The organism is Xanthomonas axonopodis pv. maculifoliigardeniae (assembly GCF_041519315.1).
Taxonomy (GTDB): Bacteria; Pseudomonadota; Gammaproteobacteria; order Xanthomonadales; family Xanthomonadaceae; genus Xanthomonas; species Xanthomonas euvesicatoria.
In genome coordinates, this window is sequence record NZ_CP167998.1 from 535,438 (window position 1) to 561,123 (window position 25,686).

26 protein-coding genes and 2 tRNA genes are annotated in these 25,686 nt (G+C 65.1%); 21 read left to right on the forward strand and 7 right to left on the reverse strand.

The window, feature by feature from the left end:
* The first annotated feature begins 31 nt into the window (after positions 1–31).
* From trpE to ACDH77_RS02355, 8 genes are all read left to right on the forward strand, one after another.
* A complete protein-coding gene (trpE, locus tag ACDH77_RS02320) occupies positions 32–1,507 on the forward strand; it encodes an anthranilate synthase component I (protein ID WP_008575582.1) in 1,476 nt (491 codons plus the stop codon).
* Positions 1,507–2,583 (forward strand): threonine aldolase family protein, encoded by a 1,077-nt coding sequence (locus ACDH77_RS02325; RefSeq protein ID WP_031420843.1) that lies wholly within the window; start codon positions 1,507–1,509, stop codon positions 2,581–2,583. Before trpE ends, ACDH77_RS02325 begins: the two co-directional genes overlap by 1 nt.
* A gap of 18 nt (positions 2,584–2,601) precedes the next feature.
* A complete protein-coding gene (locus tag ACDH77_RS02330) occupies positions 2,602–3,384 on the forward strand; it encodes an SIMPL domain-containing protein (RefSeq protein ID WP_033478977.1) in 783 nt (260 codons plus the stop codon).
* A gap of 10 nt (positions 3,385–3,394) precedes the next feature.
* The gene (locus ACDH77_RS02335) at positions 3,395–3,973 is read left to right on the forward strand and encodes an anthranilate synthase component II (RefSeq protein ID WP_008575586.1); all 579 of its coding nucleotides are present in this window, start codon (positions 3,395–3,397) and stop codon (positions 3,971–3,973) included.
* A gap of 142 nt (positions 3,974–4,115) precedes the next feature.
* A complete protein-coding gene (locus ACDH77_RS02340; protein WP_008575588.1) occupies positions 4,116–4,748 on the forward strand; it encodes a flavin reductase family protein in 633 nt (210 codons plus the stop codon).
* A 115-nt stretch (positions 4,749–4,863) separates the two neighbouring features.
* Positions 4,864–5,901, forward strand: a complete 1,038-nt coding sequence (trpD, locus tag ACDH77_RS02345; RefSeq protein ID WP_218211710.1) for an anthranilate phosphoribosyltransferase — start codon at positions 4,864–4,866, stop codon at positions 5,899–5,901.
* Between the two features lie 140 nt (positions 5,902–6,041).
* Positions 6,042–6,839 carry an indole-3-glycerol phosphate synthase TrpC gene (gene trpC, locus ACDH77_RS02350; protein WP_218489093.1) on the forward strand — a complete coding sequence of 266 codons (798 nt, stop codon included), beginning with the start codon at positions 6,042–6,044 and terminating at the stop codon, positions 6,837–6,839.
* Positions 6,832–7,548 (forward strand): haloacid dehalogenase-like hydrolase, encoded by a 717-nt coding sequence (locus tag ACDH77_RS02355; protein WP_057681087.1) that lies wholly within the window; start codon positions 6,832–6,834, stop codon positions 7,546–7,548. The genes trpC and ACDH77_RS02355 overlap by 8 nt, the downstream gene beginning before the upstream one ends.
* Positions 7,549–7,868: 320 nt before the next feature.
* On the opposite strand, the gene crp is transcribed toward ACDH77_RS02355, so the two are convergent.
* Complete coding sequence (gene crp, locus ACDH77_RS02360; RefSeq protein ID WP_005914205.1) at positions 7,869–8,561, reverse strand: cAMP-activated global transcriptional regulator CRP; 693 nt, start codon at positions 8,559–8,561, stop codon at positions 7,869–7,871.
* 137 nt (positions 8,562–8,698) lie between these two features.
* Here crp and speD point away from each other — a divergent pair, with 137 nt between their 5' ends.
* Both speD and ACDH77_RS02370 read left to right on the forward strand, forming a co-directional pair.
* Positions 8,699–9,493 (forward strand): adenosylmethionine decarboxylase, encoded by a 795-nt coding sequence (gene speD, locus ACDH77_RS02365; protein WP_007967854.1) that lies wholly within the window; start codon positions 8,699–8,701, stop codon positions 9,491–9,493.
* A gap of 162 nt (positions 9,494–9,655) precedes the next feature.
* Positions 9,656–9,970 (forward strand): DMT family transporter, encoded by a 315-nt coding sequence (locus ACDH77_RS02370; RefSeq protein ID WP_003483069.1) that lies wholly within the window; start codon positions 9,656–9,658, stop codon positions 9,968–9,970.
* Between the two features lie 291 nt (positions 9,971–10,261).
* Here ACDH77_RS02370 and coq7 read toward each other — a convergent pair whose 3' ends face one another.
* Positions 10,262–10,915, reverse strand: coding sequence for a 2-polyprenyl-3-methyl-6-methoxy-1,4-benzoquinone monooxygenase (coq7, locus tag ACDH77_RS02375; protein ID WP_109291331.1), 654 nt, complete (start codon positions 10,913–10,915; stop codon positions 10,262–10,264).
* A gap of 182 nt (positions 10,916–11,097) precedes the next feature.
* Here coq7 and rplM point away from each other — a divergent pair, with 182 nt between their 5' ends.
* Positions 11,098–11,526 carry a 50S ribosomal protein L13 gene (rplM, locus tag ACDH77_RS02380; protein ID WP_003483082.1) on the forward strand — a complete coding sequence of 143 codons (429 nt, stop codon included), beginning with the start codon at positions 11,098–11,100 and terminating at the stop codon, positions 11,524–11,526.
* A 2-nt stretch (positions 11,527–11,528) separates the two neighbouring features.
* Entirely contained in the window at positions 11,529–11,921 is a 393-nt protein-coding gene (gene rpsI / locus ACDH77_RS02385) for a 30S ribosomal protein S9 (protein ID WP_003483085.1), read from the forward strand.
* A gap of 223 nt (positions 11,922–12,144) precedes the next feature.
* Here the strand turns inward: rpsI and ACDH77_RS02390 are convergent.
* Positions 12,145–12,219 (reverse strand) — tRNA-Gln (locus tag ACDH77_RS02390).
* Between the two features lie 52 nt (positions 12,220–12,271).
* Positions 12,272–12,348: transfer RNA gene (locus ACDH77_RS02395), tRNA-Met, on the reverse strand.
* Between the two features lie 118 nt (positions 12,349–12,466).
* On the opposite strand from ACDH77_RS02395, the gene ACDH77_RS02400 reads away from it, so the two are divergent.
* The 3 genes from ACDH77_RS02400 to bfr all read left to right on the forward strand — a co-directional run bounded on the left by ACDH77_RS02400 (position 12,467) and on the right by bfr (position 14,173).
* The gene (locus ACDH77_RS02400; RefSeq protein WP_011346181.1) at positions 12,467–13,084 is read left to right on the forward strand and encodes an RNA pyrophosphohydrolase; all 618 of its coding nucleotides are present in this window, start codon (positions 12,467–12,469) and stop codon (positions 13,082–13,084) included.
* Between the two features lie 80 nt (positions 13,085–13,164).
* Positions 13,165–13,374, forward strand: coding sequence for a bacterioferritin-associated ferredoxin (locus ACDH77_RS02405; RefSeq protein WP_008575600.1), 210 nt, complete (start codon positions 13,165–13,167; stop codon positions 13,372–13,374).
* A gap of 328 nt (positions 13,375–13,702) precedes the next feature.
* On the forward strand, positions 13,703–14,173 hold the full coding sequence (bfr, locus tag ACDH77_RS02410; protein ID WP_003483093.1) for a bacterioferritin: 471 nt from the start codon (positions 13,703–13,705) through the stop codon (positions 14,171–14,173).
* Positions 14,174–14,538: 365 nt separating this feature from the next.
* On the opposite strand, the gene ACDH77_RS02415 is transcribed toward bfr, so the two are convergent.
* Genes ACDH77_RS02415 through ACDH77_RS02425 form a run of 3 tightly spaced genes read right to left on the reverse strand, consistent with a single transcriptional unit; the run spans position 14,539 to position 19,487 of the window.
* Positions 14,539–16,809, reverse strand: coding sequence for an ATP-binding protein (locus tag ACDH77_RS02415; protein ID WP_218489100.1), 2,271 nt, complete (start codon positions 16,807–16,809; stop codon positions 14,539–14,541).
* 39 nt (positions 16,810–16,848) lie between these two features.
* The gene (locus ACDH77_RS02420) at positions 16,849–18,822 is read right to left on the reverse strand and encodes an EAL domain-containing protein (RefSeq protein ID WP_372353703.1); all 1,974 of its coding nucleotides are present in this window, start codon (positions 18,820–18,822) and stop codon (positions 16,849–16,851) included.
* Between the two features lie 38 nt (positions 18,823–18,860).
* The gene (locus ACDH77_RS02425; RefSeq protein WP_011346185.1) at positions 18,861–19,487 is read right to left on the reverse strand and encodes a DUF4126 domain-containing protein; all 627 of its coding nucleotides are present in this window, start codon (positions 19,485–19,487) and stop codon (positions 18,861–18,863) included.
* A 140-nt stretch (positions 19,488–19,627) separates the two neighbouring features.
* On the opposite strand from ACDH77_RS02425, the gene ACDH77_RS02430 reads away from it, so the two are divergent.
* From ACDH77_RS02430 to ampE, 6 genes are all read left to right on the forward strand, one after another.
* Positions 19,628–20,365, forward strand: a complete 738-nt coding sequence (locus tag ACDH77_RS02430; protein ID WP_033478798.1) for a DUF6776 family protein — start codon at positions 19,628–19,630, stop codon at positions 20,363–20,365.
* Positions 20,366–20,368: 3 nt separating this feature from the next.
* A complete protein-coding gene (locus ACDH77_RS02435) occupies positions 20,369–20,818 on the forward strand; it encodes a polymer-forming cytoskeletal protein (RefSeq protein ID WP_008574004.1) in 450 nt (149 codons plus the stop codon).
* Between the two features lie 83 nt (positions 20,819–20,901).
* Complete coding sequence (gene erpA / locus ACDH77_RS02440; RefSeq protein ID WP_008574005.1) at positions 20,902–21,288, forward strand: iron-sulfur cluster insertion protein ErpA; 387 nt, start codon at positions 20,902–20,904, stop codon at positions 21,286–21,288.
* A gap of 956 nt (positions 21,289–22,244) precedes the next feature.
* The gene (locus ACDH77_RS02445; RefSeq protein ID WP_014089200.1) at positions 22,245–23,507 is read left to right on the forward strand and encodes a lipase family protein; all 1,263 of its coding nucleotides are present in this window, start codon (positions 22,245–22,247) and stop codon (positions 23,505–23,507) included.
* Positions 23,508–23,814: 307 nt separating this feature from the next.
* Positions 23,815–24,705 (forward strand): NAD(+) diphosphatase, encoded by an 891-nt coding sequence (nudC, locus tag ACDH77_RS02450; protein ID WP_071118654.1) that lies wholly within the window; start codon positions 23,815–23,817, stop codon positions 24,703–24,705.
* 73 nt (positions 24,706–24,778) lie between these two features.
* Entirely contained in the window at positions 24,779–25,669 is an 891-nt protein-coding gene (gene ampE, locus ACDH77_RS02455; protein ID WP_011346190.1) for a regulatory signaling modulator protein AmpE, read from the forward strand.
* Positions 25,670–25,686: the final 17 nt, after the last annotated feature.

Below are 25,686 nucleotides of genomic sequence, written 5' to 3' on the forward strand. Positions count from 1 at the left end.
CCCGCCACAGAGTCCCGGAAGGAAAGTCGTCTTGATCACTGCAGAGCAGTTCCAGCGCCAGGCCGCTGAAGGCCACACCCGTATTCCCGTTGTCCGCGAAGTGCTGTCCGACCTGGACACGCCACTGTCGGTCTATCTGAAGCTCGCCGACGGCGCCTACACCTATCTGTTCGAATCGGTCGAAGGCGGGGAGCGCTTCGGGCGCTACTCCATCATCGGCCTGCCGGCGCGGCGCGTGTACAGCTTTCGGCGCCACACGCTGGAGGTCAGCGAACACGGCGAAGTCGTCGAGACCCGTGAGGTCGCCGACCCGTTGGCTGAAGTCGATGCGTTGCGCGCCGAACATTCGGTGCCGCAACTCGATGGCCTGCCCGGCTTCACCGGCGGGCTGGTCGGCTGGTTCGGTTTCGAATGCATCCAATACATCGAACCGCGCCTGGGCAGTGGCGACAAACCCGACGAACTCGGCACGCCCGACATCCTGCTGATGCTCTCCGAAGAGCTGGCGGTGTTCGACAACCTCAAGGGCCGTCTGTACCTGATCGTGCATGCCGACCCGCGCCAGCCGCAAGCCTATGTGCGCGCCAATCGGCGCCTGGACGAGCTGGCGCATCGCCTGCGTCAGGGCGGCGCCGGTTATCCGCGGGCGCAGATTTCCGATGCGATCGACGAAGCGGACTTCCATTCCTCGTTCACCCGCGAGGAGTACCACGCCGTGGTGCGCAAGGCGCAGGAATACGTGCGCGCCGGCGACATCTTCCAGGTGGTGCCATCGCAACGCTTGCGCGTGCCGTTCCGCGCGCGCCCGGTGGACGTGTATCGCGCGTTGCGTGCGTTGAACCCGTCGCCGTACATGTATTTTCTCGATGTCGGCGGTACCCAGGTGGTTGGTTCGTCGCCGGAAATTCTGGCGCGCCTGCGCGATGGCGTGGTCACTGTGCGCCCGATCGCCGGCACCCGCCCACGCGGCGCCACGCCCGAACTGGACAAGGCACTGGAAGCCGAACTGCTGGCCGACCCGAAGGAACGCGCCGAGCACGTGATGCTGATCGATCTGGGGCGCAACGATGTCGGCCGCGTGGCCGAACCGGGCACGGTCAAGGTCGGCGAGCAGTTCGTGATCGAACGCTATAGCCATGTCATGCATATCGTCAGCGAAGTGACCGGCACCCTGAAGGCCGGTCTGAATTACAGCGATGTGCTGCGCGCCACCTTCCCGGCCGGCACCGTCAGCGGCGCGCCGAAGATCCGCGCGCTGGAAATCATTCGCGAGCTGGAGCCGGTCAAACGCAATGTCTATTCCGGCGCGGTGGGCTATATCGGCTGGCATGGCGATGCCGACACCGCCATCGCCATCCGCACTGCCGTCATCCAGGACGGCTACCTGTATGTGCAGGCCGGCGGCGGCGTGGTCTACGACTCCGACCCCGACCTGGAGTGGCAGGAGACCATGAACAAGGGGCGCGCGCTGTTTCGCGCAGTTGCCCAGGCGGCCAAGGGCCTGTGATGGACGGGCAGGGCAGCACGACGCGCATCAGCTTTCGCAACGACTACAGCGAAGGCGCGCATCCGCGGCTGTTGCAGGCGTTGGCGCAGGCCAGCGCCGATCAGCACCCCGGCTACGGCACCGATCGGCACACAGCGCATGCGGTTGCCTTGATCCGCCATGCCGTCGCGCAGCCGCAGGCCGACGTGCATCTGCTGGTCGGCGGCACGCAGACCAATCTGATTGCGATCAGCGCGTTCTTGCGCCCGCATCAGGCCGTCATCGCGGTGGACGCGGCGCATATCGCCACGCACGAGACCGGCGCCATCGAAGCGACCGGCCACAAGGTGCTCACTGTCCCGGCGCTGCACGACAAGCTGACGCCTGCGTTGATCCGGCCGGTGCTGGCTATGCATGGCAACGAACACATGGTGCAGCCGCGCCTGGTCTACATTTCCAACAGCACCGAAAGCGGCACCCTCTATACACGTGCAGAACTCGAAGAATTGTCTGGCTTCTGTCGCGCGAACGATCTGCTGCTGTACCTGGATGGCGCGCGCCTGGGGGCGGCGCTGACCGCCGACGGCAACGATCTGGATCTGCCCACCATTGCCGCGCTGACCGATGCGTTCTATATCGGCGGCACCAAGAATGGTGCGCTGCTCGGCGAAGCGCTGGTCATCGTCAATCCGGCGCTGCAGCCCGATTTGCGTTACCTGATCAAGCAGCGTGGCGCGCTACTGGCCAAGGGCATGGTGCTTGGCGCGCAATTTGCGGCGTTGTTCGAAGATGGTCTGTTCTTCGAACTGGCCGCGCATGCCAATGCCATGGCGCAACGCCTGCGCGCCGGCCTGCTTGCGGCAGGCGCGCATTTCACCAGCGACTCGCCGACCAACCAGCAGTTCATCGCCGTCAGCGCGCAGCAGGCCGCGCAGCTGGCGCAAGGCTACGACTTCGAGCGCTGGGAAGTGCGCACCGATGGCAGTCAGGTGATCCGCTTCGTGACCTCGTGGGCGACCACGGCCACGGCGGTCGATCGGCTGTGTGCGGACGTGGCGGCCCTTTTGCAGCACCCCGCAGTGCAGGGCCATGACTAGACCTCAAGGACGACAACGATGAACACAATCGCTGGTTGGATGCTCGCCGCTGTGCTGACGCTGCCCACTGTTGGAATGGCGCAGATCAATGCCCTGCCGTCGCAGCCGCATTTGTTGGTCAAAGGCCAGGCGTTTCGCACGGTCGATCCAGACCGCTTTATCGTTGACCTCAAGATCAGCAAGACGGAATTACAGCCCGACTTGGCGCGGAAGTTTGTCGAAGGCCGTGCCAGGTTGGTTCTGGATGGATTACAGCGCGATCACGTTCTCAAGGACTCCCTTTACGCCTCTGCACTCTCGATTTCTCCGCAATCGCGTTATGAGGCGGGCAAATCCGTCTTCGAGGGGACCCGGGTGGAGCGCAGGATTCGTGGCGCCTTTACTTCATTGAAAGATGTGCGTGCCTTCCTCGGCGACTTGGACGCCAACGAGAATGTGCAGGTGTTATCGATGCAAACGGCCTACGCCGATGCTGCCGCGTTACGTGCGGAACTCAAGCGTGAAGCCGCGACGCAGTCACGCCAGTCCGCTCAGGGGCTTGCCGCTGCGTACGGCGTCCGGCTCGGCGGCATTTACAGCATTTCGGATGTCGCTCCCAATTTTGCCTATGGCGTCGAAGCAGGCACCTGGTCGGCCGCCACAGCGGCAACGCCAGGCTCGATCGTGTCTCCGCCTTCGCCGCCGGCTCCACCGTCGTCGCCTGCGCCAAGCGCAGTGGGCCAGGGAGTCGGCGAGAGCCTGATGACCGGCACTATCACTTATACCGAAAACATCTATGCGGTCTTCCTGATCGCGCAATGAGTCCTTTGCCATGCTGCTGATGCTCGACAACTACGACAGCTTCACCTACAACCTCGTGCAGTACCTGCAGGCGCTGGGCGCCGAGGTTATTGTGGTGCGCAACGACGCCATGAGCGTCGACCAGATCGCCGCGCTCAAGCCCGAGCGCATCGTCATCTCGCCCGGTCCGTGCACGCCCAACGAAGCCGGAATCTCGCTGCAATTGATCGAGCAGCTGGGTCAGACCACGCCGATCCTGGGCGTGTGCCTGGGCCATCAAAGCATTGGCCAGGTCTACGGTGGCGATGTGATCCGCGCCGGCAACATCATGCACGGCAAGACCTCGCCGATTCGTCATCAGGGCAAGGGCGTGTTTGCCGGCCTTCCGGACAGCTACGAGGCCACGCGCTACCACTCGCTGGTGGTGGACAAGACCACCTTGCCGGACGCACTGGAGGTCACCGCCTGGACCGAAAATCCGGATGGCTCGATGGAAGAGATCATGGGCCTGCGCCATCGCCAGTTTCCGGTCGAAGGCGTGCAGTTCCATCCCGAATCGATCCTGACCCAGCACGGACATGCCTTGCTGAAAAACTTTCTGCAGCGTTGATTGCGATGTGCCTGTGTCATCGTGACGTATCGCATTGCGGCATCGGTGCAGCGACGATGCGACATCGCGACATCGCCCGACGCGCGCCGTACTGTGCTACGTGTTCAAACACCGCGCCGCCTTCCACTGCATTCGGATCACGATGAGCACACCCGACGACAGCATCCATTTCTACGAGCCGACGCAGGGTCACGGGCTGCCGCACGATCCGTTCAACGCCATCGTCGGCCCGCGTCCCATCGGTTGGATCGGCTCGCGCAGCGCCGAGGGCATCGCCAATCTGGCGCCGTACAGCTTTTTCAATGCATTCAACTACATCCCGCCGATCGTCGGCTTTGCCAGCATCGGTCGCAAGGACAGCCTGCGCAACATCGAAGCCACCGGCGAATTCACCTGGAATCTGGCCACCCGGCCGTTGGCAGAAGCAATGAACGCAAGCGCGGCGATGGTGCCTGCGGAGGTCGATGAATTCGGTCTGGCCGGCCTGCAGGTGGCGCCATCGCGGCTGATCGCTGCGCCACGGGTCGCTGCCAGTCCGGTCAGTTTCGAATGCCGGCTCAGCCAGCTGCTGCCGCTGCAAACCGCTGCCGGTCACGCCATCCAGACCTGGTTGGTGCTGGGCGAAGTGGTCGGCGTGCACCTGGCCAGGTCGGCGCTGCACGAGGGCATCTATGATCCGGGCGCAGTGCAGACGATTCTGCGCGCGGGCGGGCCGGCCGATTATTACGAAGTGCAGCCGCAGGCGCGTTTTCGCATGACGCGTCCAGGCCAGTGATCGTCGCAGCTGCCACGGCAGTCGCGTCGCCTGGCGCTTGCGCTTTCCTGCATTGATCGCGCGCGTCGCAAGCCGCCTGCGTCTCCATCCATCACGTTCTGCCACGGTTGTTTCCATGCCCATCACGCCGCAAGAAGCCCTGCAACGCACCATCGAACACCGCGAAATCTTCCACGACGAAATGGTCGAGTTGATGCGGCAGATCATGCGCGGCGAGGTCTCCGACATGATGGTCGCGGCCATCCTCACCGGGCTACGGGTCAAGAAAGAGACCATCGGCGAAATCGCCGGTGCGGCCACGGTGATGCGCGAGTTCTCGCGCCGCGTGGACGTGGCCGATCGCCAGCACATGGTGGACATCGTCGGTACCGGCGGGGACGGTTCGGATACCTTCAACATCTCCACCTGCGCCATGTTCGTCGCCGCAGCCGGCGGTGCCAAGGTGGCCAAGCACGGCAATCGCAGCGTCTCGTCCAAATCCGGCAGTGCCGATGCACTGGAAGCATTGGGCGCGGTGATCGAGCTGCAGCCCGAACAGGTTGCCAGCGCGTTGGCGCACACCGGCATCGGCTTCATGTATGCACCAGTGCATCACCCGGCCATGAAGGTGGTGGCACCGGTGCGGCGCGAAATGGGGGTGCGCACCATCTTCAATATCCTGGGTCCGCTGACCAATCCGGCCGGCTCGCCGAACATCCTGATGGGCGTGTTCCACCCCGACCTTGTCGGTATCCAGGCGCGTGTCTTGCACGAACTCGGCGCCGAACGCGCGTTGGTGGTGTGGGGGCGCGACGGCATGGACGAACTTTCGCTTGGCGCTGGCACGCTGGTTGGCGAATTGCGCGATGGCCAAGTGCGCGAATACGAAGTGCACCCGGAAGATTTCGGCATCGCCATGTCGGCCAGCCGTAACCTCAAGGTGGCCGATGCTGCGCAATCGCGCGCGATGTTGCTGCAGGTATTGGACAACGTGCCCGGCCCCGCGCTGGATATCGTGGCGCTCAACGCCGGTGCTGCGTTGTACGTGGCCGGCGTGGCCCACAGCATTGCCGATGGCGTGCTGCGCGCACGCGCGGTCATCGCCGACGGCTCGGCGCGCGCGCGGGTGGACGCCTATGTCGCCTATACCCGCCAGCTTGCCGTGCAGGCCTGAGCCATGCCGGCAACCGCCACGCAGCGGCCATCACCCGCCGGCGTCCCCACGGCCGCGCTGGCAAGCTGCGTGATGGCGCCCAGCCGCGCTGCAGTACGCCCGTCTTGACCGATAATGCCCGCCCGCCAGGACCCGATACGATGAGCGACATCCTCAACACCATTCTTGCCCGCAAGGCCGACGAAATCGCCGAGCGCAGTGCGCGCTTGCCGCTGGCCGAGTTGATCGCGCGCAGCGCCGACCTGCCGCTCACGCGCGGATTTGCAGCTGCCATGCAGGCCAGCATCGCCGCAGGCGACCCGGCCGTGATTGCCGAAGTGAAGAAGGCCAGCCCGTCCAAGGGTGTCATCCGGCCGGACTTCCAGCCGGCCGATATCGCGGTCAGCTATGAATTCGGTGGCGCGACGTGCCTGTCGGTGCTCACCGATGTGGATTTCTTCCAGGGATCGGATGCCTATCTGCGCCAGGCGCGCGACGCCTGCACGCTGCCGGTGCTGCGCAAGGATTTCACCGTCGACCCGTATCAGGTCTACGAAGCCCGCGTGCTCGGCGCCGACTGCATCCTGCTGATCGTGTCCGCGCTGGAAGACGCCCAACTGGCCGATCTATCGGGCCTGGCCATGCAGCTGGGCCTGGACGTGCTGGTGGAAGTACACGACATCGACGAGCTCGAGCGTGCGGTGCAGGTGCCGGTGCCCTTGATCGGCATCAACAATCGCAACCTGCGCACCTTCGAAGTGACGCTGCAGACCACGTTGGACATGCGCGCGGCGGTGCCGCGCGATCGCGTGCTGGTCACCGAGAGCGGCATCGTCACCCAGGCCGATGTGCAACTGATGCGCAGTCACGATGTGAACGCATTTCTGGTCGGCGAGACCTTCATGCGCGCGGCCGAACCCGGCGAGTCGCTGCGTCAGCTATTCTTCGCGCATGACTGAGCCGTATCCCGTTCCGCGCGAAGACGCACCGCTGGTGGTCTTCGACTTCGACCACACGTTGTACGACGGCGATTCCGGCAGTCATCTGTTTGCCTGGCTGATCAAGCGCAACCCGTTGCGCTTGCTGGTTGCGCTGTTGGCCTCGCCAATTCTCGGCCCGATGGTGGCGATGCTGCCAACCCGGCGGCGCGGCGTGTCCGGCTATGTGTGGATCGCCACGTTCGGCCTGCACCGCGCGCGCGAGTTCAACCGTTTCATCGACGCATACGTGCTCAAGCATGAAACGCAGATCCGCCAGCGCCTGCTCCCGCATGCCTTGAAGGTCTTCACCCAACACCGCGCCGCCGGCGACCGTGTGGTGGTCGCCACCGGCGCACCGCCGGAGTTGGCGCGCGCCATTCTCGGTTTCGTGGCCCACCAGGACGTGCCGGTCATCGGCAGCCTGGTCGGCCCGCGCCTGGGCGCAGTCACTGCACGACGTCACTGCCATAACGAAGAAAAGATGCGCATGCTGCGCGAGCGCGGCTACGCCGATATCGCCATCGCCTACTCGGACAGCACCGCAGATCTGCCGCTCTTGAAGGCCGCGCGCGCGCCGGTGGTGGTCAACCCCAAGGCCAACCGCGAAGCGCTGTTCCGCCAGGTACTGCCGACAGGCACGCCCATCCTCAACTGGGGTTGCCGCGACCGCGGCGGCAAGGCGCCGTAGGCGAGCGCAACATTCAGGCAGCTAGGTCGTTTCGCGCGGAGCGCAACGATTGCGCAGTCCAGCTTGCGATGGCGCACTTGCACGGCGGGTCGCGCGGGCAAACGGATACGACCTGTAGCGCAACGAATCTTCAGGATCGTGACGCAGTCGCGATGCAGAGCGTGCGGTTCGACGGCGCGAAGACTCTCTTATAAGAGGTATCGCGCAAAAGTGCCGCTGCAGAGGGCATGAAGTGCCGATGTTGGCACCGTCGCAATCGAATCCATCGGAGCCGAAACCGGCATGCAGCCAGTGCACAAGGCACTGGCTGCACAGCGCCGTCAGCGGGTGCCGTACAGCACGACGGTCTTGCCGCGTGCATGCAGCAGGCCGTCGGCCTGCAGCTTCTTGAGCACGCGGCCGGCCATTTCGCGCGAGCACCCGACCAGGCGTGCCAGCTCCTGGCGCGAGACACGCAGCTGGGTGCCCTGCGGGTGGCTCATCGCTTCCGGCTCCTTGGCCAGGTCGTGCAGCGTGCGCACGATGCGGTCGGTCACGTCGAGGAAGGCCAAGCGGCTGGCTTTCCTTGTGGTATCGAGCAGCCGTTTTGAAAGCTGAACACCGATCGCATACAGGATCTTCGGCGCATCCGGCGACAGGCTGGTCTGGAACAGCTGCTGCAGCCGCTCGTAGCTGATCTCGGCAAGCTCGCACTGGGTGCGGGTGCGCAGGATCACCTCACGGGTATCGGATTCGATGAACAACCCCATCTCGCCGACGAATTCGCCGCTGCCGAAGTAGCCCAGCACCAACTCACGGTCGTCATCTTCCTCGGCGATGATGCTCACCGAGCCGCTGATCACGTAGTAGAGGGTGCCGGCCGGGTCTCCTGGCCGGAACACATCGGTCCGGGTCGGATAGCGCCTTCGATGGCTGTGCGCCAGGAAACGCTCGATGGTGCCCGCGTCCAGCGCCAGGGAAGGGGTAGCGTTACGTACCGTCGTAGTGACAACCGTCGTATTTCCTGGGCTCATGGTAGTTCCGCGTGTGATTCCTGAAGCTTAACGGCATGAGTCATGCAAGGTAAACCACTCTTAACATCGGCATTTCGTTGCTGGGATCTTTGGCTCATAATTGACTCCTTTCCCGCTTTCCATAAGGACAGACCGACGTGGTCAAGCCGTTGCCTCGTCTGAGGCTACAGGGGTTCAACAACCTCACCAAGGCGTTGAGCTTCAACATCTACGACGTCTGTTATGCGCGTACCGAAGAGGAGCGTCAGCGCTACATCGAGTATATCGATGAGCAATACGACGCCGATCGTCTGACGCAGATCCTGACCGATGTGGCCGAGATCATTGGCGCCAACATCCTCAATATCGCACGTCAGGACTACGATCCGCAGGGCGCATCGGTGACGATCCTGATCTCCGAAGAACCGGTGATCGACAAGAAGCAGGCCGGCAAGGAGTTGATCTCCGATGCCGTGGTTGCTCATATGGATAAGAGTCATATCACTGTCCATACATATCCGGAAACGCACCCGCAGGAAGGCATCGCCACGTTCCGCGCCGACATCGACGTCGCGACCTGCGGCGTGATTTCGCCGTTGAAGGCGCTCAACTACCTGATCGAGAGTCTGGAATCGGACATCGTGATCATGGATTACCGCGTGCGTGGCTTCACGCGCGATGTGAAGGGCAAGAAGCATTACATCGATCACAAGATCAACTCGATCCAGCAATTTCTCGCCAAGAACGTGAAGTCGCGCTACGAGATGTTCGACGTCAACGTCTACCAGGAAAATATCTTCCACACGAAGATGCACCTGAAGGACTTCGACCTGGATCAGTACCTGTTCGAAGAGCGCGCCAAGAACCTGTCGTTCAAGGAGCGCATGAAGATCGAAACGCTGCTCAAGCGCGAAATCGAAGAACTGTTTCACGGACGCAACCTGAGCGAATAAGCGCAGGCGCATCCTGTCGCGTGCTTGCTCGCAAGCGCGCAAACGCCTTCAGGCGGGACGGCCCGCCACGCGACGACCTCGCGTTCCACAGCCGACGGCGGCCCAGTGTGCAGACACTGGGTCGCTTTTTTTTTGTCCGTTTTTTCTGTGAGGAGTACTGCAATGCCCTGGATCTATCTGTTGCTGGCCGGCCTGTTCGAGATCGGCTTTGCCATGGGACTGAAATACAGCGACGGGTTCACTCGCCTGTGGCCGACCGTGCTGACAATCGGCCTTGCCGGCATCAGCCTGTGGTTTCTGACGCAGGCGCTGAAGACCATTCCGGTGGGCACCGGCTATGCGATCTGGACCGGCATCGGCGCCCTGGGCGTGACCATTGCCGGTATCGCGCTATTTGGCGATAGCGCCTCGTGGTCGCGATTGGCATGCATCGGTCTGATCGTGGCCGGCGTGATCGGGCTGAAGCTGGTCGGGTAGTCAGTCCTCCAGCGTTTGCTGCGCAAACGCTGGGCTCCGACTGGAGGCTGCCTATCCACCCGTTCGGCCGTAGCTGCACGCGCAATGCGGGAACAGCCCCAGTTTGCGGCGCAAAACCTTGGGACCCCGACTCAGAGGCCTATCCCCACGCCTTTGGCGCGCGCCCCCCTAAACAAGGGGGGGCTGTGCTTCAGTGGTGTGCCGGCCAGCGGTTGATCGCCGTGTTGGGTGTACTTAGGTACGGGCTAGATTCTGGTTGCCAGTCCCCAATTCCCAATTCCCAATTCCCAACTAGAGGCGGTAAGCAACCGCCTTCATCAGCTTGGAGGCCAGGGCCATCGCGCTGGGGATCGGAGCCGGGAGCGGGCGGGCGCCAGCCTGCTCGGCCTGGTCGGCATGGCGGGCCTCGTCGATCTTCATCACGCGCAGGATGGCGCGGCTGCGTTGGTCGTTCTGGGGCAGGGTTTCCAGATGCTCGTCCAGGTGCGCTTCGACTTGGCGTTCGGTTTCGACCACGAATCCCAGGCTCCAGTCGTCGCCGCGCAGCCCGGCCAGCGCGCCGAGCGCGTAGCTGCCGGCGTACCACACGGGGTTGAACAGGCTGGGGCGGCTGTCCAGCTCGTGCAGGCGGTCGGCGCACCAGGCCAGGTGATCCGTTTCTTCCTGGGCAGCTTCCAGCAGGTGGTGCTGGGTGTGTGCGTCGCGGGCGACGGCGGCCTGGCCGAAATACAGGCCCTGCGCGCACACCTCGCCAACATGGTTGATGCGCATCAGGCCGGCCGCATGGCGACGCTGCTCCGGGTCCAGGACGACGTCGGGCGTGTCGGCGGCGGGATTGGGACGCTCGGCCGGCGGATTGCCGAAGACGGTGTCCAGCGCGCGCTGGGCTTCGACCAGCAGCCGGTCGAGCGGGCTATGCAGGCGGGTGGGGGAGATCTGGGTCATACGGCGATTCTGGCCCCGCTCCGCCGTGCTGCCAACCGCCATGGCGCGGTTGTTGCTGCAACTTGCGCCGCCGCCGAACGTCCCGTACAATCCCGCCTCTTCTGTTTCGCCTTCACAACGCGTGGCAAAGTTCCAGTGGTCATCGGCCGCTGCAATCCGCCCGACCACTCAAGAGTTTTCTCATGACTACGTTCACCGCCAAGTCCGAGACCGTCCAGCGCGACTGGTATCTCGTTGACGCCGCCGGCAAGACGCTCGGCCGTCTGTCCACCGAACTGGCCCGCCGCCTGCGCGGCAAGCACAAGCCGGTTTATACCCCTCACGTCGATACTGGCGATTACCTGGTGGTAATCAACGCCGAGAAGATCGTCGTCACGGGCAACAAGCTGAAAGACAAGAAGTATCACCGCTTCACCGGCTACATCGGTAACTTGAAGACCGAGAGCCTGGAGCAGGCGCTGCAGCGCCACCCGGAGCGCGTGATCGAAATCGCCGTCAAGGGCATGCTGCCGAAGGGCCCACTGGGTCGCACCATGTACCGCAAGCTCAAGGTCTATTCGGGTGCCGAGCATCCGCACGCCGCCCAGCAGCCGCAAGTTCTGGATATCTAATCATGGCTATCACGCAAAACTACGGCACTGGCCGCCGCAAGTCCTCCACCGCTCGCGTGTTCCTGCGCAAGGGCACCGGCAACATCACCGTCAACGATCGTCCGCTGGACGAATTCTTTGGTCGTGAGACTGCGCGCATGATCGTGCGCCAGCCGCTGGAACTGACCAAGAACACCGAAAGCTTCGACATCATGGTCACTGCCTCCGGCGGCGGCACCACCGGCCAGGCCGGTGCGATCCGTCTGGGCATCGCCCGTGCGCTGGTCGAGTACGACGAAACCCTGAAGTCCGAGCTGCGCAAGGCTGGCTTCATGACCCGCGACGCTCGCGAAGTCGAGCGCAAGAAGGTCGGTCTGCACAAGGCCCGTCGCGCCACCCAGTTCTCCAAGCGCTGATCCAAGGCGTTTGGTGCATCCCGGTTCGCCGGATGCCTGCTTCAAGAGCCCGGCCATGCCGGGCTTTTGTCGTTTTGGGTCCTGGTGTGTGCCCTGTACGAGCGCGTGGCCAGGATCGCCCTGGAGGCCGAACGCGATATGCATGAACGCAGATGCGCCATGCGTCGCCGCCGGACGCCGGGCAACAAAAAAGGCCCGATCTTTCGATCGGACCTTTTGAGTTTGGCTGCCCCGGATGGATTCGAACCACCGAATGCCTGAGTCAGAGTCAGGTGCCTTACCGCTTGGCGACGGGGCAATAAAACGCGTTGGCCCAAGATTATTGCATGCCGGTGAGGGCGTGAACACCTTGGTGGCTATGGGTGGACTCGAACCACCGACCCCAGCATTATGAGTGCTGTGCTCTAACCGGCTGAGCTACATAGCCTAGGGAGCCGGCAATTCTCACGATGCGTCGTGCTGTTGTCAAGCATTTCGTTTTCAGCTTGTGAGCCGGGCGTCGCCGTGGCAGAGTCGGTGGCAGTAGATTTTCAGGAGTCCGCATCGTGATCGATCCGGACGGTTTCCGGCCAAACGTCGGCATTGTGCTGATGCGGCAGGACGGTCAGGTATTCTGGGCACGACGCGTGCGCAGGGACGGCTGGCAGTTCCCGCAGGGTGGCATGAACACCGATGAGACACCCGTTGAAGCCATGTACCGCGAGTTGCGCGAAGAAACCGGGTTGTTGCCCGAGCATGTGGAATTGCTCGGCGCCACGCCTGGCTGGCTACGCTATCGGCTGCCCAGCAGGGCAGTGCGCCGCAATGAGCGGCAGGTGTGTATCGGGCAGAAGCAGGTCTGGTTCCTGCTGCAGTTCACCGGCGATGAATCCCATCTCAAGCTCGACCATACCGACACCCCGGAGTTCGACCACTGGCGCTGGGTGGATTTCTGGTATCCGGTCGAGCACGTGGTGATGTTCAAGCGCGGCGTCTATGCGCGCGCGCTGCGTCATCTGGCGCCGCTTGCGCAAAGCCTGGCCGGCCCGGCGGCAGTCGGTGCGATGCCCCAACGTGCGCTGGAGGCGTGGCTGCCGGGCAGCAGCGCGGCGGGGCACGACAGCCCACGCAAGCGGCCACGCAAGCGCAGCGGGGCTCGCGCGATGCGGATTAATAATGATTAACGGATGGAATTGACACCTATTCTCGTTTGCGGTGCAATCAGCGCCGGTCCTTTCCGGATCGCCAACACCCGACCGATACTGTGTACGTCTGCATCTGTAATGGGGTCACCGACCACCAGATCCGCGAAGCGGCCGAGAATGGCTGCGCCAGCCTTGCCGAACTGACCATGCGTACCGGCTGTGGCTCCAATTGCGGCTCATGCCTGGAGATGGCGGGCGATCTGTTGAACCAGGCACATGCCACCCGCGCATTGCCGTTGCCGCTCCTGGGGCTGGCTAGCGCTGCCTGAGGCAGGCGCTTGGGACCGAGGTCCCGGCGATGGCTGTTCCGGGATTCCCACGCGGTACCTGATGCCAGATGCATCCGGCCCGGGCCGCGAATGCCAGTTCCATTCCTGCCTCGCCGGCGCCACCTGCGGCGAAGTGGTCGCCCGTTGATAGCCAGCACAAGACTGCGGCGGTTCCACGCCTGATCCGCGATTTCAGCTGGCAGCTGCCAGGCAACTGGCAGCTGCCCGCGGCGCGCGACGCGTCCCGCAACTGATCACGATTCGCGTTCCTTCATGTGCCGCGCCAACGCGCTAGAGTGCGGCCGGCTCACTGTCTCGGAGACATCGCATGAAGGGCGATACCAAGGTCATCGAGTACCTCAACAAGGTGCTCTACAACGAACTCACTGCGATCAACCAGTACTTCCTGCACGCCAAGATGCTGAAGAACTGGGGCCTGAAAGAACTGGCCGAGCATGAGTACAAGGAATCCATCGACGAAATGAAGCATGCGGACAAGCTGTCCGACCGCATTCTGTTTCTCGAAGGACTGCCCAATTTCCAGGCCTTGGGCAAGCTGCGCATCGGCGAGAACCCGACCGAGATGTTCCGCTGCGATCTGACCCTGGAGCGCGAGGCGGTTGTCGTGCTGCGCGAGGCGGTGGCGTATGCGGAGACCGTCAAGGACTACGTGAGCCGCCAGTTGCTGGTGGACATCCTGGAGTCCGAAGAAGAGCACATCGACTGGCTGGAAACCCAGCTGGACCTGGTGGCGCGCATCGGCGAGCCGAATTACCTGCTGACCAAGCTGGACGACTGAACGCGCATTTGGTCGAGGTTGTCTTGTTTTGGTCTTGAATTTACGAGTGCGCTGTAGTTCTGCCGGTCGGTGTTTCAGCGATGGGTCGCTGATGATTTTCCTTCACAAATCGGTTGCCGGATGAGCGTGCGTAGCTTCGCCCCCGTCCCCTCGCCCCAACCCTCTCCCGCAGGAGAGGGGCTCTGGTGTCCTTCCGGAACCAGAATCCTGGGCCGCTCACCGCGCTGTCAGGGCAACGGCCGAATAACGTTCGTGGTCAGGGCGGCTGTGCCCAAGCGTGTTCGCGGCCGAGATGGCATCCCTCAGCAGTTCGATGCAGGTGGCGGCGCCAGGCGTCTGCTGCTGCTTCGACAGCGCTGATGCGACTACGGATTTGTGGCGCTGGCAGCGGCTTGCAGGCGGGCGACCTGGCCTAGCAGCGCCAGGCGGGCGCGGGCGTATTCGGCGATGACCAGGGCGACCATGACTGAGGGGCGTTCGATGGTGCCGGTGCGGGCGGCCAGTTCGATGCGCCGGGCCGCGTTGGACACCGCCTGCGCACCGACGTTGGCGCTGGAGGACTTGAGGGTGTGGGCGAGGTCGCGCAGCTGCATGCTGTCGCGGTTGGCGGCGGCCGCCTCCAGTTGCTCGATGATCAGCGGTGCGTCTTCCAGGAACAGCTGCAGGATGGTGATGGTGTCCGCGCCCGCCACTTCGTACAGCTCGTCGATCACGCTGTTGTCCAGGATCGGCAGTGCGCGTGCCTGGGCAGCAGCGCTGGCGCTTTCGGGGTCGTGGGTCGCCTGGCCGGCGCTGCTTGGGCCGGGCAGCAGCGCCTGACGCGGCAGCCAGCGCTGCAGACAGGCGTCGAGCTGTTCGCGTGCGACCGGCTTGGACAGATAGTCGTCCATGCCGGCGGCCAGGCAGCGTTCGCGATCGCCGGCCATGGCGTTGGCGGTCATGGCCACGATCGGAATCGGGCGGCCGCCGCTCTCGGTTTCCATCGCGCGCCAGCGGCGGGTGGCGGCATAGCCATCCAGCACCGGCATCTGGCAATCCATGAAGACCATGTCGTAGCGGGTGGATTCCATGCTGGCCAGTGCGGCTTCACCGTCGGTGGCGGTGTCGGCCTCGAAGCCAAGCACGGCCAGCAGCTTCTGCGCGACCAGCAGGTTCACCGGGTTGTCTTCGACCAGCAGGATGCGCACCTCGCGCGCATTGGCCATCGGCGGCGGCAATGGCTCGGGGATCATCGCCGAGGCCAGCGTGGTGACGTGGGCGGGCTTGGGTTCGGGCGGCAGCACCAGGGCGCGCAGGGTTTCGTCCGGGCTCTGTCGCGGCACCAGAGTGGCGTGATCCTGCAGTTCGGCCGGTACCGGTTCTTCGCCGTACAGCCAGATCAGCCGCGCGCTGTTGGCGTTTTCCGGGCGGGCGAGCGCGCGGTGCACCGCGCGCGCGCTGTAGCGCAACGTGTCGTGGTCGGCGATGACGCAGCGGAAGCCCTCGCTGTCGTTGTGCCGGCGCACGCGTTCGAGCGCTTCCTGGGTGGTTTCCATGAGCACGTGCGACACCCCCCAGCTGTCGAGCAGGCGCTTGAGGCGTTGCGACAGGCGCGCATCGGAGCTGATCACCATCACCCGTGCGGCATCGGCGCCGGTGGCCTGCTGGAGGTCGCCGATGACCTTGAGCAGCGGGATTTCGAACCAGAAGGTGGAGCCGCGCCCGGGTTCGGATTCCACCCCGATGCGGCCGCCCATCAGGTCGATGATGCGCTTGCAGATCGCCAGCCCCAGGCCGGTGCCGCCGTACAGCCGCGTGGTGGAGGCATCGGCTTGTGCGAAAGAGCGGAACAGGCGTGCCTGCTGGTCCGGGGCGATGCCGATGCCGGTGTCGCGCACCTGGAAGCGCAGCAGGTGCTGGGCGCGCGTTTCGCCCAGGCGGCGCAGCTGGATGTCGACGCTGCCGCGTTCGGTGAACTTGATGGCGTTGCCGATCAGGTTGCCCAGCACCTGGCGCAGGCGGATCGGGTCGCCGCGCACCAGTAGCCGTACCGACGGTTCGATATCCAGGCTCAGGCGCAGTTGGCGGCCTTCGGCGGTGCGCTGCAGCAACTGGATGACGCCGTCGAGCAGCTCGCGCAGGTTGAAGGTGGTGATTTCCAGTTCGAGCTTGTTGGCTTCGAGCTTGGAGTAATCGAGGATGTCGTCGACGATGCGCAGCAGCTGCAGCGAGCTGCCGGTGGCGGTCTGCAGCATGTCGCGCTGGTCAACGCTGAGCTGGCCGCTGGAGATCAGCTCCAGCATCGGAATGATGCCGTTGAGCGGGGTGCGGATCTCGTGGCTCATGGTGGCCAGGAATTCGCCCTTGGCCAGGGTGGCGGCCTCGGCGGCCTGCTTGGCGCGCAACAGTTCCTGTTCGAGTTCGCCGTGGCGCCGCAGTTCCTGCTGCAGGCGCTCACGCGCGAGGTCGGCTTCTTCCAGGCGTTGCAACAGGGCGTACTGCGCGCGCGCGCTGCGGTAGCCGGCAACGGCAGCGCCCAGACCGAATACCACTGCCAGTGCTGCAGAGAGCGCCGTCACTGCGCGCCACGGCCCGTCGATGGCCGACCACTGCAGGCCGGCACCCAGCGCAGCGACCAGCGCGGCCAGCACTGCCAAGATGCCCCAGGCGCGAAGACCTGCTGCCCGCTCTCTCACTCAGAGCACCGCGCTCGTGAAGTCGAAGTCCAGTTCCTTGCCGACCGTCTGCACCAGGTTGCCCTGGATGAAATCCACGCCGCTCATCCACATCGCAGCCGCGGCCTGCGGATCTTCGATGCGTTGGCCGATGATCAGCAGGCCGCGCTGGTGGGCGATGTCGATGACGCCGCGCAGTTCGTCGCGCACCGCCGCGTTGCCGTGCGCATCGGCGAAGCGGTTGGCCATGCGCACGAAGCTCAGCGGCAGCTGGGCCAGCAGTGCGTTGGCCTCGTCGCCGGGTTCGAACTGGCTGAGGCAGAACTGCACGCCGGCCGGCATCAACTTGGCGCAGAACTGCTGCACGGTGACGGCATGGATCAATGCATCGTCCAGGCGCAGATCCACGATCAGCGACTGGCCGGCCACGCCACGTTCGACCAGCGCCTTGAGCAGCCAGTCGGCGAAGGCGTCGCGGGCCAGCGTGCGCGGCGATTGCGAGACGAACAGGCGCAGCGGCGGGCTGGCGTGCTGGTACAGGTGCAGCAGGCCCAGCGCGTGGTCCATGACCTGCTGGTCCAGATCGGCGATGCGCCCGGCGGCTTCTGCGGCAGGAATGACCTGGCCTGCCGAGAGCAAGGTGCCGTCAGCCTGGCGCAGCCGCAGCAGTACCTGGTACTGCGCGGTGTCGCCGCCGGCCACGGCCACGATCGGCTGATAGGCCAGTTCGAGCTGGCCTTCGACCAGCCGCAGTTGTTCCTGCTGTTCGGCCTGGCTGGGCGCCAGGTAGGTCTGCACGCCGTCGCTGCGCAGGCGTGCCTGCAGCGCGGTGCGTTCGACCGCTTCCAGCGCGCTGCCGGTGTCATCGAAGCCCACGCCCAGCGGTGCCACGCCGATGGCGCAGCGCACGTGCACGGATTCTTCTTCGCGCACCGGGAAGGCGTTGGCAGACAGCCGCTGGCGGATCTCCAGTGCCTGCTGTTCCAGGCTGGCTTCGGGCATGTCGACGGCCAGCAGCAGGAAGCTGTTGTCGTTCAGGCGCGCCAGCGGGTAGGGCTGGGCAGCGCTGGCCAGGCGGTGCCCGGCCTGGGTCATCAGGCGCTCGTAGGCGGCATAGCCGTAGCGCTCGCGCAGGCCGAGCGCGCTGGCGATCTCGATGAAGAACAGGCCGCCGGACTGCTTGCGCTCCAGCGCATCGGCGAGCAGGTCCATCACGTGGCCGCGGGTGGGCAGGCCGGTTTCCGGATTGCTGCGCGCGCTGACCTGTTCGCCGGCTTGCTGCAGCGCCTGTTGGCGTGCGCGCCGGATGCGGTTGGACACCGCAGCGATCAGATGGCGCGGGCGGATCGGCTTGGTGAGGAAGTCGTCTGCGCCGCTGTCGAGCACTTCGAACTGGCGCTCCGGGTCCGGGTCGCCGGTCAGGAACACGATCGGCAGCAACTGCTGACCGGGCTGCTGGCGGATCAGCGTGGTCAGGCGGATGCCGTCCAGCTCGGGCATGTGCAGATCCATCAGGATCAGATCCGGGTGATAGTCCTGGATCGCCTGCGGCACGCTGGCGGCGGTCATTTCGACCTGCGCATGCATGCCGGCGCCGTGCAGCACGCTCTGCGCAAACAAGGCCTGCGAGCGGTCGTCCTCGACGATGAGGACGCGGTACGGCGCATCAGCGACATTGTCCTCGCCGTCGTGCGGCGCGGTGGCCGCTGCCGATGTGGGTAACGCCGTGGGCGCCGATGCTGCGGCAACACGCGCGCTGCCGCTGGCCGCCGACGCGCGCGGCGCCGACACGGCCGCGGCCGGGCTGGGCACCGCTGCAGTGGCAGGCGCAGGAATGATCGCCGCGCTCACCGGCACAGCGGTGTCGACCGGCGACGCAACCTCATCGGCCCAGCGACGCCAGTGGTCGGCCGGCGGCGTCTCGGCGCGAAGTGCACGATTACGCGTGGCGGTGTCGTCACGTGTGGTGGAAGAAACCGGATCTCGGGCGGCCATCGATACTCCCTACAGTCGCTGTGATTATGCGATGAACTTCACGGTAGCGGGGAGCTGCGTGCAGTTGGCGTAGCGGCGGGGCGCATCGGCGCAACCAGCCGACGCATGCCCCGCCACAGCAATCGCCAGACCCACCACACCACCAGCCCCGCCAGCAGGCTGGAACCCACCGCAAGACCCAGTGCCAGCCAGGGGTGCGCCAGTGCCAGTGCCAAGGCCGTGGTGGCGATGGTGTCCTCGGCCAGCGAGGCGATCCAGTTGCTGGCCGGTTCGGGCGAGGTGTTGAGCAGTGCGCGCGTGCCGGCCTTGAGCGTGTGGCTGGTCAGCGCCACGCCGGCACCGGCCGCCAGGGCGCCCGCGCCCAGGTCGCCGTCGGGCGAGAGCGTTGCCGCGGCCAGGAAGGCGCCGGCGGGCACGCGGGCCAGCGTCTGTAGCAGGTCCCAGCCCGAATCCACCCCCGGGATCTTGTCGGCGAAGAACTCGGCCACTGCCAGCGCGCCGGAGGTGCCCAGGACCCACCACGACTGCGCCGGATGCAGCGCCGGCGGCAAGTCGATCCAGCCCAGCAGGCCGGCCAGGCCGACGCCGAACACGGTGAGATAGACCCGGATGCCGGCCAGCCAGGCCAGCAGGATGCCGATCACGAACAGATGCGCTTCGCTCATGGCGTGGTTCCCTGCAAACAATTGCAGAACTATCGCAGAACTTTGGGATAACCGCCGGTCCAACGCCAGCGCGACCATTGTCTGGGCTCTGGCACACTACGCCGCCCATGATTGCGCCGGCCCGTCCGGACCCGATGCCTATGAGACCAGCCGCACGCGTGCAGATCGTCCAACGTGCCTCCGGCGGCGGCCGGCCCGGTCGCCGCTGGTTGTGGCTGCTGCTGGCCATCGTGTGGCTGGCTTCGCTGGGCGGGGTATGGTGGATGGCCACGCGCACGGCTGCACCGCGGCTGGTGAAGGCCGAGGCAGCGCTGCAGCAGGCGCAACGCAGCCAGGCCCAGCAACGTCGGCAGATCGAGCAGTTGCAGCAGCGCCAGGTCAATCTGGCGATGTCCGACAAGATCAGCCGCGCGGCCAATACCGAAGTGCAGGCCTCGCTGGCCGAGCGCGACGAGCAGATCGCCGCGCTGCGCGCCGACGTGGCGTTCTACGAGCGGCTGGTGGGCTCCACCGCGCAGCGCAAGGGGCTCAACGCGCACTCGGTGCAATTCACTGCCGAAGCCGGCGGCACCTGGAATTACAGCGTGGTGCTGACCCAGAACCTCAACCGCGGCGCGATCAGCCAGGGCCAGCTGCGCTTTGCGGTGGAAGGCGTGCGCGCCGGCAAGCTGGTGACGGTGAGCTGGAACGAATTGCACCAGAAGCCCGATGCCGCCGGGCAGCCGTACTCGTTCCGCTATTTCCAGCAGCTGGACGGTAGCGTGATCCTGCCGAAGGATTTCACCCCGCAACGTGTCAAAATCTCCCTGAGCGGCGATGGGGCGCCGGTCAGTCAGACATTCGATTGGAAAGTCGCCGGCAATGGCGCGGGGGAGTAGCTCATGTTCGGAAACAAGTCCAACCGTGGTGCGCAGACCGTGGTCGATACCTTGATCGGGCCGCAGGTGGTCATCCGCGGCGACCTGATGTTCAGCGGCGGGCTGTATGTGGAAGGCCGCATCCTGGGCAAGGTGATCGCCGAAGACGGCGCCAGCGCGACCCTCACGGTGGCCGAGCAGGGCAGCATCGAAGGCGAGGTGCGTGCGCCGGTGGTGATCATCAACGGCCAGCTGACCGGCGATGTGCATGCGGCCGAGCGGGTCGAACTGGCCGCCAATGCGCGCGTGCAGGGCAATGTGCACTACCAGGTGGTGGAAATGAGCGCCGGCGCGCAGCTCACCGGGCGGCTGATCCATGCCGCGACGGCCGGTGCAACCGCGGCGCTGCCGGCGCCGGAAGCCGGCCGTGCCGAGCCGGCCACGGCGTTGCAGGCCGAAACCGCCGACGCCTGAGTGCGGCATGCGCGGTGAATGCCGCGGCAGCCGATGCGGCGGCCTGGCTTGAAGTAGGACCGTCTGGCCCCCATGCTGGCGCCATGAGTACGCTCGTTTCGCTTCCTACTGTCGCCCCGGCGCCGGACTACCAGTCCATCGACCGGCCACTGAACTTCTCCGTGGCCGCTGCCGCCAAGGTGCGCGAGCTGATCCAGGAAGAAGGCAACGCCGACCTGGCATTGCGCGTGTACATCCAGGGCGGAGGGTGTTCCGGTTTCCAGTACGGTTTCGAGTTCGACGAGAACCGCGCCGAGGACGATCTGGCTGTGGCCACCGATGGCGTGACGCTGCTGGTGGATCCCCTGAGCCTGCAATACCTGATGGGCGCCGAGGTGGATTACACCGAAAGCCTGACCGGCGCGCAGTTTGTCATCCGCAATCCCAATGCGAAGACCACCTGCGGGTGCGGAAGCAGCTTCAGCGTCTGATTGCCTCTGGATAGATGCGGATTGTTCGACGCATCTGGGCAAATGCGAATTGCTGGCGCTTAGCGCCTATTCCTGCAGGCACCTGCGTTGATGCCAAGGCATTGCCGAACGTGTGATCGATCGCGGCACGGCTGCGCGCTGTTTGCGCGAGATGTTGACCGGCTCGCGCTGAGGTGGGCGTTGCAGGTGGCGGGACTGGCCGGTATGCCTCGCTCGCCTTGCAGTGCGCGCTGTGATGAGGGTGGTGCATCGCTTGTTGTGCGGCTGCAGTTCGTCGGCGACCGCCGGCCGCCATCACGATGAGGCGGCCAACCCGAGCTGCGCAGTGCGTACATGGCCGCCACTGGTCAGGCATGCGTGTGAGTGCTTCCACGTTGCCCAATGACTGCGGCAATGCTTCAAGACGATGACAGCGCTGTGCGCCACGTGGAGACGAGCGAACCGCGCGCGTCGTTGCGAGCCACGTGCGTAGTTGAAAATGCCTGCGTCCTGCGCGGCGCTGCAGGGTGCTTCAGCACGACGGCAGGAATGCAGCGAGTCGCTGGCGGTCGATCGCCGGGCACGCACCCGATTGCTTGGGCTGCGCCCGCAAGGCGGGCGATCTGCACGCGCGCGTAACGCGCCACGCCACTTTCTGCGCTGCAGGTTTCGCGGCGCGCGCGCCAGCTTCGTGCGTGCGCGATGGTGCGCAGATCCGGATGACCATACTGCGTGCGTGCTTACCGCTGGCGCCACGATATGCGCGTTTTCTCCAGGCATTGCCGCTTGTCCACGCTGATCCACCGCAGTCGTGTGCAACACCGTGCTGATGCGCAGGCCATGCCTTGTGTCGATTCCACGCCGTGGTGCAGTGACCGTTCCCGCTCGTTCCGCACCTGGATCGGGCACCGGCACCGATCCGGTGTCGGCTGATTGCTGCGCGTCTGTTCCGTCCTTCCCCAAGAGAGCATCACTTCATGTTGCAGATCAACTCCCGATCGGCATTTGGCCTGGCGGCCATGTTGGGCATCGCCAGCGCAGTGCTTGCACCCGCCGCGCAGGCCGCGCCCGCGCGCGGTACCTTGCTTACCAGCAATTTCCTGACCAGCTACAGCCGTGATGCGATCGGCGCGATGCTGGCCTCCGAGCCGCAGGCCGAACAGCCCAAATGCAACGTCCGTGTCGCCGAATTCACCTATGCAACCGTCGGTGTCGAAGGCGAACCTGCAACCGCATCTGGCGTGCTGCTGGTTCCAGATGGCGAGCGGTGCGTAGGGCCGTATCCGTTGCTCGGCTGGGGACGTCCGACCGGAACGGTTCGCACTGAGGAGCAGGCCAAGGACATCCGCGATGCCAAGGGCAACGACCCACTGGTCACGCGCCTGGCCAGCCAGGGGTATGTCGTGGTCAGCAGTGATTATCTGGGGCTCGGGAAGTCCAACTACGGTTATCACCCGTATTTGCACAGCGCGACCGAGGCGAGTGCGACCATCGATGCGATGCGTGCGGCGCGCAGTGTGTTGCAGCGCTTGAACACGCCGCTGTCGGGCAAGGTGATGCTGTCGGGTTATTCGCAGGGCGGCCACACGGCGATGGCCACCCAGCGTGAGATAGAGACGCATCTGTCCAAGGAATTCCATCTGGTGGCCAGTGCGCCGATCTCCGGGCCTTACGCGCTGCAGCAGACATTTTTGGACAGCTGGAGCGGCAGCAATGCGGTAGGCGAAAGCAGCTTCGGCATCATTCTGGGCAGCTATGCCATCGTCGCGATGCAGCACACCTACAAGAACATCTATCTGGAGCCCGGACAGGTGTTTCAGGAGCCGTGGACTGCCAAGGTGGAGCCGTTGTTCCCGGGCAAGCAAAGCCTGACCGATCTGTTTCTCGGCGACACCTTGCCAGGCATCGATCAAATCAAGGCGTATTTCCAGCCTGGCTTCTACCGCGACTTTGCCAGCAACCCCGCCAACCCGTTCCGCCAGGATCTGGCGCGCAACGATCTGCTGGCGTGGACGCCGCAAACTCCGACCTTGCTGTGCGGTTCGTCCAACGATGCCACCATTCCGCTCAAGAACGCGCAGACCGCCATCGCCAGCTTCAAGCGGCGTGGCAGCAACCAGGTGGCGTTGGTGGATATCGGCACCGGCAACTCCAGCGACAACTCGGCCTTCGCCCATCTGTTGACGAACGAGCCGTGCATCGTGGCGGTGCGGCATCAGCTGTTGGACAAGCAGCGCTGATACAGCGCTCGTTGCTTGACCCTGCCGAAGGGTTTGCAGGTGCGGGCGTATCCCAAGCCCGCACCTGCACCGTTCTTCACTGCAGCCGGTGCAGTGCACTGCCGTGACCACTGGCGAACGTGCGTGCGCTTGCATGGCCGCGCCTGCGCGCGGTCCCGTGATGGGGGCCGCGCGACCAGGCGTGAACCGCGTCCCAAGCCGGTGGCCAGCGCGGGCGGCGCCCGCGTCTGAACACGCACCGCAGGCACGCTCGGTCGAGTGCGTACGATGGTTGCAGGCGCTGCCGATTATCGGCAGGCTTGCGCCGATGTCAGAGTCTCTTTTTTCATCTTCCGGTTTTGCCTTCACCCACGCGCCGCTCGATCGCGGCGATATGTTGCGTGACGATCCCGACGCCCTGGCGCGTCTGTGGCCGCAGGGCCGTGTGCTGTTGATCGACGCCAAAGGCGCGGCGCTGGCCGATGCCGATGGCCAGCCATTTTTGCTGGATGGCGCCGAACTGGGCGACGGGCCGGAGGCTGCGATCTTCCTGGGTCTGCGCGATGCGGTGGGCTGGTTTTGTGTGCCGGCCGACATTGTCGCGGTGCAGGCGCCGCAGCGGATCGATCTGCGCCAGGCCGCCGCCGACTGGCCTGCCGAGATCGCTACCGCCTTCGCCTATGCACGCGCCATGTTGCACTGGCAATCGCGCACGCGCTTTTGCGGTGTCTGCGGCGGTGCGATCGCGTTCCGGCGCGCCGGCTTCATCGCGCACTGCACGCAATGCCAGACCGAGCATTACCCGCGCGTGGACCCGGCCATCATCGTGGCGGTCAGCGATGGAGCGCGCTTGCTGCTTGGTCGCCAGGCTAGCTGGGCCCCAGGACGTTATTCGGTGATTGCCGGGTTTGTCGAACCGGGCGAGTCGCTAGAGCAGACCGTGGCGCGCGAGGTGTTCGAGGAAACCCGCGTGCATGTACAGGACTGCCGCTACCTGGGCGCGCAGCCGTGGCCCTTCCCGGGCGCGCTGATGCTGGGCTTCACCGCGCGTGCCGCAGCGACCGAGGTGCCGCAGGTCACCGGTGAGCTGGAAGACGCGCGCTGGGTCAGCCATGCGCAGGTCAGCGCTGCGCTGGCCGGCGAGGGCGACATCGGGTTGCCGCCGCGCATTTCCATTGCGCGTGCGTTGATCGAGCATTGGCATCGTGCGCATGGCTGAGCCAGGCCGGCTTTTGCAGTGTTGCAGCGGCGCTCGCGTCCGCTCGGCTAGACTCGGCTGAGGAGGCCTGCCCATGTTCACCACCTTGGTTGCCGTCGTCGTCGCGCTCACGCTGGGCCATCTGGTACCGGCGCAGGTAGCCAGGCTGCGCAATTTCGCCTGGTTCGGCCAATGGCTGCGCCGGCTGGACGGTTACGCGGCCGGGCGCGGTGCGTGGCAAGGGCGCTATGGCGTGCTGCTGGCGGTGCTGCCGGCGCTGGTGGTGCTGCTGGTGCAGTGGCTGCTGGACGATGTCTGGCACGGTTTTCTGGACTTGCTGTTCGGCGTGGCGGTGCTGGCCTGGACCTGGGGCCCGCGCGATCTGGATCGCGATGTGGAAGCGGTCATCGACGCCGACGAGCCGCACACGCGACGCGAAGCGATTTCGCACCTGCAGGCCGCCGGCGGCAGCGTGCATGAAGATGCGCCATCGCTGGTGGAAGCGGTGGTGGTCAACGGCCTGCGGCGTTGGTTCGCGGTGCTGTGGTGGTTTTTGCTGCTGGGGCCGTTCGGCGCGGTGCTGTATCGGCTCACTGCGCTGGCGGTGGAAAGCCCGCTGGCCGTGTTGCTGCCGCCCCGCAATCTGGCTGGCGCGCGCTGGTTGCTGGCGGTGCTGGAATGGCCGGTGGCGCAGTTGATGACGATGTCGATGGCGCTGGTGGGTAACTTCGATACGGTGTTCCGCGCCTGGCGCGAGGCGCACGGCAATCGCTGGTCGCTGGAGCCGCATTTTCTCGGCGCGGTGGCGCGCGCCAGCGTCAGCGCCGAGCTGCGCGAGGAAGCGCACGACTACACCGATTCGGGCCTGGTACCGGTGTGGCGCCGCCTGCCGGAAGTCCGCGATGCGATGAGCCTGGTGTGGCGCGTGCTGCTGCTGTGGTTGGTGGTGCTGGCGTTGTTGGTGATTGCGGGATGGGTGCGGTAGCGCCGCGCATGATGTCG